This window comes from Methanocalculus alkaliphilus (genome assembly GCF_024170505.1).
Classification (GTDB): Archaea; Halobacteriota; Methanomicrobia; order Methanomicrobiales; family Methanocorpusculaceae; genus Methanocalculus; species Methanocalculus alkaliphilus.
In genome coordinates, this window is sequence record NZ_JALJYG010000011.1 from 22926 (window position 1) to 37890 (window position 14965).

General features: G+C 58.2%; 13 protein-coding genes. 4 read left to right on the forward strand and 9 right to left on the reverse strand.

Features of this window, described 5'->3' with window-relative positions; translation table 11 throughout:
- Positions 1 to 42 precede the first annotated feature (42 nt).
- Both nrdD and J2T58_RS08215 read left to right on the forward strand, forming a co-directional pair.
- A complete protein-coding gene (nrdD, locus tag J2T58_RS08210; protein WP_253488706.1) occupies positions 43 to 405 on the forward strand; it encodes an anaerobic ribonucleoside-triphosphate reductase in 363 nt (120 codons plus the stop codon).
- Positions 402 to 1277 (forward strand): adenosylcobinamide amidohydrolase, encoded by an 876-nt coding sequence (locus J2T58_RS08215; protein WP_253488707.1) that lies wholly within the window; start codon positions 402 to 404, stop codon positions 1275 to 1277. The genes nrdD and J2T58_RS08215 overlap by 4 nt, the downstream gene beginning before the upstream one ends.
- Before the next feature lie 2 nt (positions 1278 to 1279).
- Here J2T58_RS08215 and J2T58_RS08220 read toward each other — a convergent pair whose 3' ends face one another.
- The gene (locus J2T58_RS08220; RefSeq protein ID WP_253488708.1) at positions 1280 to 1474 is read right to left on the reverse strand and encodes a DUF1858 domain-containing protein; all 195 of its coding nucleotides are present in this window, start codon (positions 1472 to 1474) and stop codon (positions 1280 to 1282) included.
- A gap of 101 nt (positions 1475 to 1575) precedes the next feature.
- Here J2T58_RS08220 and J2T58_RS08225 point away from each other — a divergent pair, with 101 nt between their 5' ends.
- Positions 1576 to 3381, forward strand: a complete 1806-nt coding sequence (locus J2T58_RS08225; RefSeq protein WP_253488709.1) for a hypothetical protein — start codon at positions 1576 to 1578, stop codon at positions 3379 to 3381.
- Complete coding sequence (locus J2T58_RS08230; protein ID WP_253488710.1) at positions 3378 to 3947, forward strand: RPA family protein; 570 nt, start codon at positions 3378 to 3380, stop codon at positions 3945 to 3947. The genes J2T58_RS08225 and J2T58_RS08230 overlap by 4 nt, the downstream gene beginning before the upstream one ends.
- Positions 3948 to 4033: 86 nt before the next feature.
- Here the strand turns inward: J2T58_RS08230 and ribB are convergent, their stop codons facing one another.
- Genes ribB through J2T58_RS08270 form a run of 8 tightly spaced genes read right to left on the reverse strand, consistent with a single transcriptional unit; the run spans position 4034 to position 14951 of the window.
- Positions 4034 to 4723, reverse strand: coding sequence for a 3,4-dihydroxy-2-butanone-4-phosphate synthase (gene ribB, locus J2T58_RS08235; protein ID WP_253488711.1), 690 nt, complete (start codon positions 4721 to 4723; stop codon positions 4034 to 4036).
- Complete coding sequence (locus J2T58_RS08240) at positions 4713 to 5390, reverse strand: DUF120 domain-containing protein (RefSeq protein ID WP_253488713.1); 678 nt, start codon at positions 5388 to 5390, stop codon at positions 4713 to 4715. Before J2T58_RS08240 ends, ribB begins: the two co-directional genes overlap by 11 nt.
- A gap of 19 nt (positions 5391 to 5409) precedes the next feature.
- Positions 5410 to 6444 (reverse strand): GNAT family N-acetyltransferase, encoded by a 1035-nt coding sequence (locus tag J2T58_RS08245; protein ID WP_253488715.1) that lies wholly within the window; start codon positions 6442 to 6444, stop codon positions 5410 to 5412.
- A 12-nt stretch (positions 6445 to 6456) separates the two neighbouring features.
- On the reverse strand, positions 6457 to 7845 hold the full coding sequence (locus tag J2T58_RS08250) for a PAS domain S-box protein (protein WP_253488718.1): 1389 nt from the start codon (positions 7843 to 7845) through the stop codon (positions 6457 to 6459).
- Between the two features lie 12 nt (positions 7846 to 7857).
- Positions 7858 to 9087 (reverse strand): hybrid sensor histidine kinase/response regulator, encoded by a 1230-nt coding sequence (locus J2T58_RS08255; RefSeq protein WP_253488720.1) that lies wholly within the window; start codon positions 9085 to 9087, stop codon positions 7858 to 7860.
- 12 nt (positions 9088 to 9099) lie between these two features.
- On the reverse strand, positions 9100 to 10377 hold the full coding sequence (locus tag J2T58_RS08260; RefSeq protein ID WP_253488721.1) for a hybrid sensor histidine kinase/response regulator: 1278 nt from the start codon (positions 10375 to 10377) through the stop codon (positions 9100 to 9102).
- Positions 10367 to 12568: a hybrid sensor histidine kinase/response regulator gene (locus J2T58_RS08265; RefSeq protein ID WP_253488722.1), complete on the reverse strand. Its 2202-nt coding sequence runs from the start codon at positions 12566 to 12568 to the stop codon at positions 10367 to 10369. The genes J2T58_RS08260 and J2T58_RS08265 overlap by 11 nt, the downstream gene beginning before the upstream one ends.
- A gap of 1 nt (position 12569) precedes the next feature.
- On the reverse strand, positions 12570 to 14951 hold the full coding sequence (locus tag J2T58_RS08270; RefSeq protein WP_253488723.1) for a methyl-accepting chemotaxis protein: 2382 nt from the start codon (positions 14949 to 14951) through the stop codon (positions 12570 to 12572).
- Positions 14952 to 14965: the final 14 nt, after the last annotated feature.

Sequence of the window (14965 nt, forward strand, 5' to 3'; positions counted from 1 at the left end):
CCGAGGATCAGACTTTTATCCTCCATCCTCCAACTACTCCGCATGCACTGGACAGAGGAACAGAAGAAGGCGATTGAGAAGTACAGCGCTCTTGACGATATCCCGGTCGAAGAGAGGCGGTACAAATGCCATACCTGCCACCATATTGTGGATGAGGAGCCGTGTCCTGCCTGCGGGGAGGCGATCCTCCAGCAGATGTGCCCGGTCGATCACTGCCACTGCCCCCATGATATCATCGAGTCGCTCGCCTACTGTCCGCTCTGCGGTGCCGCCATCTGCCCGGACTGCGGATCCCATGATGTCTCCCAGATCTCGCGGATCACCGGCTATCTCTCGGATGTCGGGGGATGGAATGCGGCAAAGCAGCAGGAGCTCAAGGATCGCGCCCATTACGATATCGGATGAGATATTATCTCCGTGGTGAGACTCTCCTGATCAGGGGGGCGTTCCTTGCCGCAAGTTCGGGGGTGGGGGGCGGTCTTGCAGACGTGACGACGCTCCTCAACCATACTGTTCCTCATGGGTACTCGGCGGACGAGCCGGAGCGCACCCTCTCTCTCCTGCGTGCTTCCCATGGCCTCTCCGACCGCTCCTTTGGCCTGATGACTGCGGTTCCGATGCGCCACCTCGTCGTCCTGAGATACGATTTCCTGACGTTCTTCATCACCGCCGGGGTGACCCATCCGACACCGGAGGGGCCTGGCACCATCAATGTCATCGTCACCAGCAGCGAAGGTTTCACCCCTGCCGCCCTCCTCGGTGCGTTTATCACCATCACCGAGGCGAAGGTTCTGGCACTCCGGGATCTGGGCCGATCCTTCACCGGAACGACGACGGATGCGATCATCGTCGCTTCGGAGGGCGAGGCCGTTCACAGCTATGCGGGTCCGGTCTCCCCTGCGGGTGAGCGGATCATGAGCGCTGTTCGAAAAGGGGTATCCGTCGCCCTCGACCGCCATGAGGGGAGGGTTCCTGCGGATGAACCGGCGTTCTTCATCTACAGCCGCTTCAACGGCGGGGCATGGGTCGAGTGGTCGAAGAAGAACTGCCCCTATTATCCCTGCCATTTTGAAGGCCAGCGGTGCGACTTCTGCTACTGCCCCCTGTACCCGTGCGGTGATGAGACCCTCGGCGACTGGGTGGAGAGCTCATCCGGGGGGAAGGTCTGGGCCTGCACAAACTGTACGCTCAACCATGAGCCGGAGGTTGTGCGGCACCTGACGAAAAATCCTGAGGCATCCCTCAGCGAACTGAAGGCCCTCCGAAGGAAAAAATAATTTTATTCGATTGCGATACCAAGGGCGTTGGCAAGCTCCTCGAGTGGAATGCCATGAACGACTGCTGCTTCGCGGATCGTCTCGCTGTGTGCGATGGCGCATCCGAGGCATCCCATACCAAAGTTCTGAAGTATTGCTGCTGATTCCGGCTTCGCCTGAATAAGCTCCATGATTGTTGAATCGACGGTGATCGACATAGAAGATCATGTTGATCTGACACCTATATCATGGTTCACTTTCACCCCCCGGTCTTGGGGGTTTATATCCAAACCGTACCTATGGAATGTTGGAGATCATTATGGAAACAGATGATATCATTGCAAGAATCTCCCAAAAACTGAAGGCACAGGGGATCGAACCCCGGCCGGAGAAGATCGCATCGAAGATCAACCGCCTCGTCACCGAGTTTGGCGTGCCGCCATCCGAAGCGGAACGGACAATTCTGCAGGACACATTTAAGGAGCATGGCATTGAGCAGCCAAAGCCGTCCGCACCCTCTTCGGATGCCGTCGGCATCGGAACACTCGTCCCCGGCGAATGGGTGACGGTGGAAGGAAAGGTCGTCTCGGTGACAGAACCCCCCTCACCGGCAGTCGCCCAGACCGGGGTGATCGCTGATGACACCGGTGCCGTCAGGTTCGTTATCTTTGCAAAGAATGCTCCGGCCCTCCTCAAAGTCGGGGAATGGTTCAGGCTTGAAAGCGCAGTCGTCGATGAGTTCCGGGGATTATCCAACCTGAAGATTCATGCGGGAACGACGGTCACTCCGATCAACGAAGATCGTCCTCTCACCCCGGAGATCACCAGGATTGCCGATCTCCGCCCCGGCATTGCTTCAGTCACCGCAAAGATTGTCCAGGACTGGGAGGTCCGCCATGACCGGATGCTCCAGACCGGACTCCTCGGGGACGAGAGCGGGACGGTGAAGTTCGTCATCTGGAAGGGTGACAGCGACCGGAAGCTTGAGCCTGATACGGCCTATACCTTCGCCTACGTTCCTGTTGAGGAGTATAACGGCCGCCTCTCCCTCACCATCGATTCGGCATCCTGTACGCCTGTGGATTCAGAGATCGCTGTTTCTGCCGGACCTGCCGGATCTGAGGAGCCCATGTCCAGGTTTGAAGGGAAGATCATCTCTGTCCGCCATGTCGGCTCCGAGACTGTTCGGGAGAGCGGCATCATCGCAACCCCGGATGGTGCATATGCATTTACCATCTGGGGAGATGCCCAAATCCCGGCACTGGAGCAGGGGAACTGGTATGCCATCGAAGGTGCGACGAAGGGGATATTCCGGGGTGCTCCACGGATCTCCATCAATCAGGATGCGGTCGTCAGTCCGGTCGAGGATCGGTTCCTCCCCCCGCCTCCGGCAACCCCGGTTGCTGATCTCACCCCCGGTATAGCAACCGTCAGGGTGAAACGAGCACAGGAGTGGGAGAGCAGAAGCGACCGGATGCTCCAGACCGGCCTGGTCGGGGATGAGACCGGTGTGATAAAGTTCGTCATCTGGGATGGCGAGGGTGTTGAGCAGATCCAGGAGAATATCGTCTATACCTTCTTCTATGCCGCTGTTGAGGAGTATAACGGGAGGCTCTCTCTTGATCTGACCCATGCAACCCCCCTCCCGGACGAGGATGCTGATATCGAGGTCTCCCGTGGCGGCAAAACGATCCCGGGAGCTCTCGTCCATATCGCATCCGGCTCCGGCATCGTCAAACGCTGCCCGGTTGAAGGATGCAGCCGTGTCCTCTCGAGGCAGAACTTCTGCCCGGTTCATGAGTTCCAGCCCGGCTTCAGGTATGATCTCCGGATCCGGGGTACACTGGATGACGGCCATACCGCCCATAACCTCCTCATCCAGCGGGAAGCAGTAGAAGGGCTCTTCTCGATGACCCTTGCCGAGGCGCAGGATATCGCCGAGAACCAGCCGCTTGGTGCCGACGAGGTTGCCCGGCAGCTTGGTGAAAGAGCCCTCGGCAGGTACCTCACCGTCACCGGCCGTGAGTTTGAAGGGCTCTTCATTGCAAATGAAGCGAAATGGCTCTTCTTTGATCCGGCCAGGCATACTGCTCTTATCAACCGTGCCGGAGGTGACATGGAATGACCGAGCGATTCCAGAATTATGTCCGCGAACCTGCAAAGCGGGTCTTTGCAGCAGAGATGCGTGATGCCCGCCACTCTTTCCGTGTCGGTGATGACGAGAAGAGCCCGACCTATCTCCTCCTCCCCACCGGGGAACGGTGCAACCGGGTCTTCATCGTTGGTTCCCTCACCCAGAAGGAGCGTGTCGGAGAACAGCACAGTATGTACCGGGCACGGGTCGCCGATCCCTCCGGGACGTTCTTCATCACCGCCGGATCCTATCAGCCCGAGGCGATGCAGCAGGTCGCAAAGATCGAACCCCCCGCCTTTGTTGCGGTCGTTGGAAAACCAAACGCCTATGAGACCCCGGACGGGAAGGTCCTCATCTCGATACGGGCCGAGACGGTCACCCCGGTTGACCGGGATATCCGGGATATCTGGGTCCTTGATACTGCCCAGGCGACCCTTGACCGGATCGATGCATTTGGCGACAGCAAGGATGCGGAGACGGCACGGGCTGAGTACAACCCCAACCTTGCATCCTATAAAAAGATGGTCTATGATGCCCTGACGGCCATCAGACAATAAATTCTTTTTTGTGGAGAGATTCCCTCTCTGAACCAATAGTACGTCTGCTCTATCCCTGGTTAAGGGATGTATGGCGTATGGTAGCCCTACGGTGACTGCGAGTTCTTCCAGACCTGCCACGCCTCGATGATCTCATCCCCGGTCACAAACGGGAACCCGTGCTCCTCTCCATAGGCCCGTGCCTTCTCCTTCTCAAGGGCGTTGCCGGTCTCATCATCAAGCATCTCACAGACCGTGACCGCAGGGGTGACCCCTGCCATCAGGGCGAGGGCGATGGAGAGCTCGGTCTGCCCCTGCCGCTGATCCAGCAGGTCGTCAGCGGCACGGAGGAGGGCAGAGTGGCCGGGTGTCCGGAACTCCTTTCCAAACGGGGGGAGGCCGCCGCCGTTCATCGCCGCATGGACATGTTCAGCAACCTTGGAGATGGTGAGGGCACGGTCATGGTCGGTGATCCCGGTGTAGGTCTCCCTGTGGTTCACCCAGAGGGAGAAGGAGGAGTGGTTCTTCCGGTCATAGGGGATCTCCCCTTCCCTCTCCCCAAGCTCCCCGCAGCGGGAGAATACATCCGAGGCGAACGGGAGACCGAGTGCCTTTGCCGCATCCGGGTGGACTGCAGTACAGATCAGGCCGCCCCCGTCCTTTCGCATCCTGAGGATGTCGCTGTGCCGAATGGTATCGGATCGGATCACAAGATCGGTCTCACGCTCACGGTTGTCAAAGTCATAGATAAGGACAAAACGTCCCTCTTTTAGTGCTGTTATTGCTTCATGCATCATATCCGACCTCCACATCGATGGTATCGTTATCGTCAAGCCCGAGTTCGCCCCTGATGGAGACACCTGAGATCAGCTCAATGATATCCTCAGGATAATGTGTCCTGCCGGGAACGATGAGTGCACAGGGGATCCCCTCAATCCTGCATGGGAGGCAGCGAGCCTCACCAAATGTCCTGTGTTCATCTGAAAAACCCGGGATGGTTACCCATTCGAGCGACTCCAGCCTCTTGCGTATGGGAATGCTCTGCTGGTTCAGCCTGATGTTTAATGTCCCCGGGAAGGGCTCAAACCCGCAGTTCATCCTGAACTGCTCCCGGTAATGGGGCAGGGACATATAGTACCGCCCCTCACCGAGACCCGAGATGATCGTCCCCTGGAGGATGAAGTGTCCGCCGACGCGGGAGAAGATCCGGCAGTATTCGGCATGCTCCCTCCTGAGAACCTCCTCGCCCGCCTTCGCCACCGTCACCGACTGGCCCGAGGGATCGACCGTCCGGCTGATGAATCCAGCCGATTCAAGAGCTTTTAAACGGCGGGATATGGTCTGTGGGCTCGTCCCAAGGGTGGAGCCGAGGCTCTGCGTCGATATCCGGACCGGGCCGCGGCATCCTCCGAGGAGGGCGATCGCCTTTAAGACCGGGAGATCCCCCGCATCAGGCACCTGCATGATCTCCAGATTTGGGAGGCTACCTATTTATGGATATCGACTCCTGCAGAATAGCAGGCCTCTGCGGGCTTCGGCGCATCGGAGCCACCTCGGCACCCTCCATATTGCCTGCTGCCCAGAGGTACCGTTCGCGGACCGAAGCAGGAAGATCCCCTTCAGGGATCGGGACGAACCCAAACTCCCCATAGAACTTCTTCAGATGGACAACCGCATACATCGTCAGCTCATCATTATAGCATGCCTCGATGAGGGCCGTCATCACCTGCCGGGAGAGCCCACGGCCACGGTGGCTCTCCGGGGTGAAGACCGCATCCACCTCATACCCGTCCGGATGCCGCCTGCACCGGGCGAGGGAGACGATTGCATCCCCTTCAAATGCGGCAAATATCCGGTCCACTGCGGGGTCACCGGTTGTTCCGTGATAGTCGATCCAGACGGTATCTGCAGCCGGGAATTCATCAGATCGGATCTCGCGGACCTCGGCAGCCCCTCCCCTGAGATAGGGGATGAAGACCGGAACCCCGGCTTTGAGGATCGCCGCCGGATCCGGGATCCGTTTCGGGATGACGATCAGCGTCGGATCATACGCGGCGGCGAGACGGAGGATATCGATGGTGAGATCCCCCGTCATCATTTCACTGGTGATGGATGCACGGGGTGCATGCAGCCGTATCTCCTGGTCACTCCCCCTCTCGGCAAGGAGGATGATCTCGGGGGGGTACTGCTGATCAAGGAATGTTGCGGCGGCATCTGCTGCCCCCCTCTCAGAGAAGACGCACAGGAGAGGCCGGTCGGTGATGAGCCGTTCCCCTTCCTTCAGATCTGATGGGATGATGAGGAGATCGACGGGGTCCCGGAGATGCTCCCCGCCCGGTTCCGTGATGATAAGGGTCGCCTCTGCTGCCGCTTCGGGATCCAAAACCCGGATCCCCGGAAGATCAGCTGCGTCTTCCGCCTGCCATATCACCTCGCGGACACCCGGAATCATCGCAATCCATCCGGCAATATCCTGTCTCTCCCCCTTGATGTCGATGAGAATACGTCGTGGATCCATTCTTCCTCCCCGTTACATAATCCGGTATCCTTCCGGCGGGACCGTCAGGACGAACCGTGCCCCGCGGCCGCTCTCCCCTTCCTCATGAATGCCGATCCCGGTGATCCCAAGGATCTCACGGGCAAGGAAGAGACCGTGGCCTGATCGCTCGATATTCTCCGCAAAGAGCCTCTCCTTCTCATCATCGGCGATGCCGGTTCCGTTATCCTCAAGGATGATGGCGCATCCGTCCTCCCGGATCTGGTAGGTGACAAGGAGGGCGGTCGCCCCTGCCGCACGTGCATTCTCTATCAGGTGCGAGATGGCGGTCCGGAGATGCGGGTCTGAGAAGATGGAGAGCCGTTCCGTCCAGGCATGGACTACCATTCCTTTGGTATCAAGCCGGGCAGCCGCCTCATGCACGGCTTCCTGGACCGGGATCCAGACAGGGGGAATGGCTCCGATCTCCCGGAAGTCCCGTGATATGGCGATCTGCCTCCGTATCCCGTCTGCCGACCCCTCGATCTTTCTGAGGACCGAGAGGGAGGCGGGATCACTGATCTGCATGCTCCCGATGGTCAGATGACGGTACAGCTCCTCAAGCCGTTTTGAGAGGCCATGACGGATGATCCCGCTAATGGTCTTCAGCTGCCGGTTCGTGTTTCTCAGGGCGGATCGTGCCATCACCTCGCCGGTTATATCACGAATCGACTCGACCGCACCAGCGATCTCCCGGCCGGAGTCATAGAGCGGGGTTGCGACACATCTGAGATGGGCTCCCCGGCCGTCATGGAGCATGGGTGCGATCACCTCCGCCTCGAAGGCATCGCCGTTCCTTGATACCCCCTCATATAATGCTTCTATAGCAGGATCTCTCCTGAGTGCATAATCGATGAGGATCGGCCGCTTCTCTCCATAGAATGGCACAGCATACGCAGATTCACCCTTTCCGATGATCTTCATCTTCGGAACCCCGGTCAGCTTCTCGATGGCACGGTTCCATGCGATGACCCGCCCCTCCCGGTCGATGGCGAAGGTGGCGTCAGGAAGGAACTCGATGAGGTCATGGAGCTGCTCCTCGGACTGGCGCAGCCTGATCGTCAGGAATGAGACGACGAGCCCGATGGCGATAAAGACCGCCGCCCGTGCAAGGATGGAGATGGTGGTGATGAGCTCCGGAGGGGTGAGGAGGAGGGCCGCACCTGCATAGAGGGCTGCAATGAGGAGAGCGATGGCGGTCCCATGCCTCGGATACCAGTAGCCGGCAAGGAGGATCGGGAGATAGAGGAGATGGGGGAAGACATAGGTGATCCCCTGAAGGAGACCGATGATATTTGCGGCAAGCGTGATGGTGATGGCGGCAAGAATAATGATGATACGCCGCTGCTCGACCGGTTCGGTGAAGAATGGGTGGCTCCGCATGGCTCTCCTCTTCTATTTTGGTCTGTGCCGGATCGATCCTGCCGGGCAGCGGATCTCAAACCGCCCCCCCTGCCGGGGCTCCCCCGTCTCAGTAAGGTCAATTCCGGTGATTGCCAGCGCCTCCCGTGCCATGAAGAGGGAGAAGGCCTTCCCGATCCCAAGTTCATAGGAGAAGAGGGCATCCTTTCCGGCGAGGGGAATACCGATGCCGTCATCCTCGATGGTGATCACCCCTGTATCCCTCTCCCCGGAGTAGCTGATCGCCACTCTTTCTGCCTTCCTCCGGGCGGCATCGGTGATGATTGCCCAGACCGCCTTCTCAGCCACAGGATCGAGATAGAGGTAGAGATCATCCGGAACCTTTGTATCAACCCCCACACCGCCGGTATCGTGGGGGAGAATCTCAGGAAAACGGATCCATTCGGGCTGGCTCTCCCCGATCTTCTGGTACTCCTGGGTGAACCGGGTCGTCTGGATTGCCCGGTCGATACCTCCCGTTGCTGTCCGGAGATGATCATGAGCCGCCCCTGGCTCGCGGTCAAGGACCCTCTCTGCATATTCAAGCGACTCCTGTATCGAGGAGAGCTGTGTCAGGAGTCCGTGGCGGGTGATGCTTGTGAGAAGGGTCAGTTTCCGGTGGGCTTCCGCAAGGGCCCCCTCGGCACGCTCACGCTGGGCGATCTCTGCCTTGAGGTCTTCGTTCTTCTCCTGAAGCTGTTCATTCAGTCCATAGAGTTCGTCCCTCGCCTCTTCGAGATCCGCATTCTTCCGGACAGCAATCGCATAGGTCGAAAGGAGGATATCGAGGATCGTCTTCCTCCCGGCGGTGATGGTGTAGGTTCGATCCGCGATTGTGATCGTGAGCTCGTCGCCCTCCTCCTCCTCGCCTTTCAGAAAGACATCTCTGACCCGTGCAAGGATGAACGCCGGATCGAAGGGCTTGATGATGAAGTTGTCTGCACCGCATGCAACCCCCCGGATGACATCCTCGGGATCAAAGAGCTGGGTGACGAGGAATACCGGTATCGTACTCATCTCTTTTATCCGGCGGCAGAGCTCATAGCCGTCCATTCCCGGCATCACGATATCGCTCAGCACCAGATCCGGGGGGTCGTCCGGTATCAGTCCGAGTGCCGTATCTCCATCGGCAGCGGTGGTGACGCGGTACCCGTCCCCCTCGATGATCCGTCTGAGATACTCTGTCTGGGTTGTACTGTCCTCGACGATGAGAATGTGCTTCATCAACCTCTCCTCCTATCGAAACCGTTCCGTGGGAATCCTGATCTCAAAAGAGGCACCTTCCCCGTACGTTCCGGTCTCGGATATCCCAAACTCGCATGTCGCCAGTATCCTGGATGCGAGGAAGAGTCCAAGGCCGGTATTTTCTCCATACCCCTGCTCAAAGATCCGCTCTTTCTTACTTTGGGGTATTCCGATCCCGTCATCGGTGATCCTGATACGGAGGTCTTCCCCGATATCAGCGGTGAGATGGATTCTTGTAATCTTCTTCCCATGGCGGATGGCATTTTCAATGATGGTTGCGATCACCGTCTCCATTAATGGATCTGCGAGGATCTCGATATCCGGAAGGCTGGAAGTGACAGATATGCCATTAAGATCGATGAGTGCCGTGGCATCCCCTGCCAGATCACGGAGATTCAGCCATTCCCGATCGCATGACCCGATCTCCTGATAGTTCCCGGTAAACTCGATGATCTTCCCAATCCGGTGGGCTGCCTCACGGATCCGAATGAAGGCCGCCTCGGGGGATACCGGCCGGTCATCAGAAGACGCGAGCTCGACAAACCCTTCGATGACGGTGAGATGGTTTCTGATATCATGCCGGGTGATGCTTGTGAGGAGATGGAGTTTCTCATGGGCATCGATGAGTGCATCCTCGATCCGCTGCCGCTCATCGATCTCATGCTGAAGGTCGTCGTTTGTCTGATGCAGCTCCTCAACAAACTCCTGGAGCTGTTCATTCATTCCGTAGAGTTCGTCCCGTGCCTCCTGCAGTTCGATATTCTTTCTGACGGCAGTCGCATAGGTTGAGATGAGCACCCGAAGGATCTGAGCCTTCTCAGCGGTGATGGTGTAGGTCTTCTTCCCAAAGATCGCATCCACCTCACCGTTTCTGGAGATGATATTCTGGAGCCTCCCGGCACCGAGGACATCGGCGACGGTATCGACGAGGTAGTCGGCATCGAAGGGCTTGATGATGAAGTTCACAGCACCGCATGCGAGGCCGCGGACGATATCCTCGGGATCGAAGAGCTGGGTGAGGAGGATGACCGGGATTCCCCAGCAGTCCCGTATCTCACGGCAGAGCGTATAGCCATCCATCCCCGGCATCACGATATCGCTGATGATGAGATCAGGCGGTTCTGCCTCGACACAGGTGAGTGCAGCCTTTCCGTCGATGGCAGTTGTGACACGGTACCCAGCCCGGAGAAGGATCTGCCGGATATATTCTGCCTGTGTCGGGCTGTCCTCGACGACGAGGAGCCGTGTATCTCCCGGATTATGCCTCATGCCTGCTCACGTCCCTGACCACCCTGAGAAATGCATCCTTTTCAAACATACTCTTGATAATGTAGGCATCTGCACCGAGATGTATCCCATATTCCTGATCACCTGGCGAGTCGAGTGATGTCACAAGAACCACGGGCAGGGAGGACAGGTGTGAGCTGCTCCGGATCGCCTCGGTGAGAGCGAATCCATTGACCCGTGGCATATCAACATCGGATATCACAATATCGAACTCCTCCTGTTTAAGTCTTTGGAGTGCGTCTGCACCATCGTATGCGCACTCGACGAAATACCCGGCATCTTCAAGGATTGCCCGGAGAAACTCCCGTGAGGTGACGGAGTCCTCGACGACGAGAACCCGGCCGGTTGCAGGCTCCAGTCTCCCTCCCCGCCCCTCTCCACGCGGGAGTGTCGAGATGATCAGATCGAGCGGGTCGATGACGAGTGCCACACTTCCGTCATCGAGGATCCCGGCACCGGCGATCCTCCGGACATGGCGGAGCTGGCTTCCCAGCGACCTGACGACGATCTCCTGGACCCTGATCACTTCATCGACATAGATACCAAGTTTTCCCGCTCCGGATGCAAGAAGGACGACCGGAACCGGGTGGTTTGGATCGATCTTCATGGGGGGGAGCTTCACGCCGAGGCCCCGTTCAAGGGCGATGAGCCTGATGAGATCATCACCGATCCGGACCTCCTCTGCTCCCGGTTTCATCCTGATGACCTGGCGGACCTGCTGCATCGGGATGACGTACTTCCTCCTCCCGGCAGAGACGACGACACCCCGGAAGTTTGAGAGCCGGACCGGGAGATACATCCGGACACAGGTGTTCTGCCCGGATATTGAGGTGATGGTGACATCTCCTCCAAGACGGGTTGCCGCATCCTCGACGATCGCAAGGCCAAGCCCCCGTCCCGAGAGCTCGGTCACATCGTGTGAGGTCGAGAGGCCTGAGCGGAAGACGAGGCGTATGCTCTCATCGTCAGAAAGATTGTGCGCCTCTTCTTCCGTCAGCAATCCCTTCTCTATTGCGGATCTCCTGATTGCACCGGGATCGATCCCCTTCCCGTCATCGGAGATGTCGATGCCGACCCTGCTGCCTGCAAGCGGGACGACCCGGATATGAATCCTTCCTTTCGGGCTTTTTCCTTTGGAAACCCTGGTTCCCGGATGCTCGATCCCGTGATCGATGGCGTTCCTGATGAGATGCGTCAGAGGATCCTTCAGCGCCTCAAGGAGACGGCGGTCGATCTCGATCTCCCCCCCGTCGACGGCAAAATCGACCTGTTTCCCCGAGGATCCGGCAACCTCCCTGATGAAGCCGGGGAAGGTGGCAAGGATGTGGGAGACCGGAAGGAGGACGGCATCATGAATGGTATCTGCTATCACCTGGGTGCTTGATTCAAGGATATGGAGATTACGGGCATTCTCCTGGATATGCGTGGTGAGATCATGCCTGAGCGAATCGATGAATTCCCGGTTCTTCTTCTGGAACTTCAGGATACGGTCAAGGGCGACCCAGTCCTCGTATATCATGTCCCTGTCGCTTCTGAGGAGCTCCTCGATCCTGCGGAGATCGGTGGCGACCTGGACATGGGTCCATTGCCAGAGCGAGAACCGGATCATCATCGCATCCAGCTCCCGCATCCTGTGGCCCATTGAGAGGCGGGTGGTGAGGAGTTCATCCGATCCGGTGATGAGCCGGTCAAGGGTCTCGTTTGCGATCCGGACGGTTCCGGTCTCCCGCAGCCGTGGCGGCTCACTCCGGTTCGGAGTGGCAGCCTGTCTCTTCTCCGGAATGACTGGTTTCTCCCCTTTTATTGCCCGGAGTTCCCTGATGATGGCAACCGGCGACTCCTTCTCGCCGGCGAGGATCGATCGGATCAGGTGAACTGCACGGTGGAAGAGGTCATATCCCGCGGCATCAGGGGTGAAACTCCCGTTCCGGACTGCCGAGAGTGCCGTCTCAAGATGCTGGCAGACTGACTCGATCTCCCGAAGCGATATGGCACGTGCGGCCCCCTTCAGGCTGTGTGTCCTCCGGTAGACCGACTCGGCGAGATCGGGGTCGATCCCCTCCCCCCTCTCAAGTGCGATCAGCTCCTCGGTGATGGCGGAGAGATGCTCGTCAGCCTCGTCCCTGAAGGTGACAAGGAGCATCTCCCTGAGGTCATCGTCGGTTCCCGGCATATCAGACGTGGTACTGTTCGGTGATCTTCTTCAGCCGGATACCGAGTTCATGGAGATCTTCTGCGGTCTTCTCGGCTTTCTGGGTGTTCTCAAGGTTCTTCCGTGCAGCCTCCTGGATCTTCTCCATCGCATGGGAGATACGGTCCATACCGGTTGCCTGCTCGGAGATGGAGTCTGCAATCTCATATGCCTCGTTGGACGAGTCGGCGATGGCAGTTGCGAGAACCTCGATCGCCTGCCGTGCCTCTGCGGTGAGCCGGACGGTATCCTCAACCGAGGAGGATCCCCGGTCCACCGATACGACGGTGCCGGAGACGCCCCGCTGGATATCTGTCAGGATCGTCCTGATATGTGCGGTCGCCTGCTTTGACTGTTCAGCCAGATTATGGATCTCATGTGCGACGACGGCAAAACCCTTCCCGAAATCTCCTGCCTTCGCCGCCTCGATGGAGGCATTGACGGCGAGGAGGTTCGACTGTTCGGAGATGTCGGTGACGGTTGCGATGATCTCCCCGATGGCGGTACTCTGTTCGGAGAGCTTGATGACGTTTGTCCCAACGACATCCATCTGTCGCCGGATCTGGTTCATGCCATCGAGGATCTCCTGGACCGACCGCTGTCCGTCCTTGCTCACAAAGCTCGCCTTCATCGCCTTTTCGGTGACAGCCCTCGTCTTCTGGTTGGCACGCTCGGTCTGGATACGCACCCCTTCGACCGAGTTTGAGGTCTCATCGACGATCCGGACGGTCTGTGAACTCTCCTGGGAGAGGTGGGAGGTGACGGCGGAGATCTCGCTTGATGCCGACGAGAGGACGGAGATTCCTTCGTATAGCTCCTCGGTGATCAGCTTCATCAGCCGGGAGAGCTCGATGCCGATGGTGTTGAGTGCATCCCGATATGCCACGAATTCGCCTGCGACCGGGATATCCGGGTTGAATCTGGCGGTGAAATCTCCTGCGGCATAGTATCCGGCAAGCCGCATCGCCTCGTTCACCGGCTCGGTGATCCGCTCAAGGGTCTTGTTGAACCCGACGATGATCCTCCGGTAGCTCCCCCGGAAGGCCCTCTCATCGCCACGGACCTTGAGATCGCCGGCCCAGGCGGCATCGGTCATCTTCAGGGTCTCTTTATGGAGGTGGTCAAGGGAGTCCATCATCATCTTAATGGCAGGCCTGATCTCGTCGCGTTCATCCTGGATGGCGAACTCCTCGACATACTCCCCGTTTGCGATCCGCTTGATATTGCCGACGATATTTGTCTGAAGGTCTTCTGCAAACTCATCCATCGTCTGTGCCATTATCCCGATCTCATCCCGCCTGCTGATACCAAGACGGACCGAGAGGTGTCCGTTTCTCAGTTCTTTGATCATCAGGACGACCTGCTGGAGGGGATCAGAGATCGATCGTCCAAAGAGGATCGCAACGACGGCACCGACGATGATCGAGGCGAGGATGACGGCGACGAGGGTATCCCTGATGGTATTGATCGGCCCGGTGAAGTCGGCGAGATATGCCCTTGAGATGATATGCCAGTCGAGCGGTTCAAAGTAGGTATAGACATCGATGATCTCGTTTCCGTCGACGGTATGGTAGAGGATCCCCTCCTTCTGGGTGAGGATCGTCTGGACTATCGGCCGGTCGATCCAGTTCTCGCCTTCATAGGCCGGGTGGACGATGACATTTCCTGCCCCGTCGATGACCTTCATGTACCCGTTCTCGCCGATGACGGTCTGCCTGATACTCTTCCTGACGACATCGAGGGTCTCCTCCTCTTTTGTCCCGACGAAGAGGATCCCGATCACCTCGCCACGGCTGTTTTTGATCGGCTCATATGCGGTCACATACTGGATCCCGAAGAGATCACGGGAACCATAGAATGTCTCCCCCCCGATGACCGAATAATCGAAGACATCCTGGGTGAGGCGGGTCCCGACGGCACGCTGACCATCTTCGCCGATGACGTTTGTTGCAATCCTGATGGCGTGATCATCATAGACCTGGAAGACCGTCGCTGCTCCACCGACGAGCTCCTGGACCTGATCGACGATCTCGAAGTTCTCGTTGACGATGTACCGCTGGCCTCCGGGACCGACCAGTGTCAGCTTTCCATCGACGATCTCGGGGCTGCCGTGCTGGTAGAACTGCTGCCGCAGGACATTTAAGTCACTGTCAACCTTGTTTCGTGTGAGGGTGTAGACATCGTTCGTCCACCCTTTCATGTCATTGCCCTGCACCTGCAGCCGTGTCTCGATCTGCTGGGTGATGACGCCTGCCGAGCTTGTGTAGGAGACGACACCGACGAGCGAGGTCGGGATGATCGCAAGGAGGAGGCAGATGACGAGGATCTTTGTTCCAACCTTCATGTTTGAGAAGAACGTTACCATGATATACCTCTCGG

Bases quoted from the DNA above. Each gene is read 5' to 3' on its own strand.
- J2T58_RS08250 (WP_253488718.1), bottom strand. From the start codon at position 7,845: ATGCGGAGCCACCCATTCTTCACCGAACCGGTCGAGCAGCGGCGTATC.
- J2T58_RS08220 (WP_253488708.1), bottom strand. From the start codon at position 1,474: ATGTCGATCACCGTCGATTCAACAATCATGGAGCTTATTCAGGCGAAG.
- J2T58_RS08230 (WP_253488710.1), top strand. From the start codon at position 3,378: ATGACCGAGCGATTCCAGAATTATGTCCGCGAACCTGCAAAGCGGGTC.
- ribB (WP_253488711.1), bottom strand. From the start codon at position 4,723: ATGATGCATGAAGCAATAACAGCACTAAAAGAGGGACGTTTTGTCCTT.
- J2T58_RS08270 (WP_253488723.1), bottom strand. From the start codon at position 14,951: ATGGTAACGTTCTTCTCAAACATGAAGGTTGGAACAAAGATCCTCGTC.
- J2T58_RS08265 (WP_253488722.1), bottom strand. From the start codon at position 12,568: ATGCCGGGAACCGACGATGACCTCAGGGAGATGCTCCTTGTCACCTTC.
- J2T58_RS08215 (WP_253488707.1), top strand. From the start codon at position 402: ATGAGATATTATCTCCGTGGTGAGACTCTCCTGATCAGGGGGGCGTTC.
- J2T58_RS08225 (WP_253488709.1), top strand. From the start codon at position 1,576: ATGGAAACAGATGATATCATTGCAAGAATCTCCCAAAAACTGAAGGCA.
- J2T58_RS08240 (WP_253488713.1), bottom strand. From the start codon at position 5,390: ATGCAGGTGCCTGATGCGGGGGATCTCCCGGTCTTAAAGGCGATCGCC.
- J2T58_RS08245 (WP_253488715.1), bottom strand. From the start codon at position 6,444: ATGGATCCACGACGTATTCTCATCGACATCAAGGGGGAGAGACAGGAT.
- J2T58_RS08255 (WP_253488720.1), bottom strand. From the start codon at position 9,087: ATGAAGCACATTCTCATCGTCGAGGACAGTACAACCCAGACAGAGTAT.
- J2T58_RS08260 (WP_253488721.1), bottom strand. From the start codon at position 10,377: ATGAGGCATAATCCGGGAGATACACGGCTCCTCGTCGTCGAGGACAGC.
- nrdD (WP_253488706.1), top strand. From the start codon at position 43: ATGCACTGGACAGAGGAACAGAAGAAGGCGATTGAGAAGTACAGCGCT.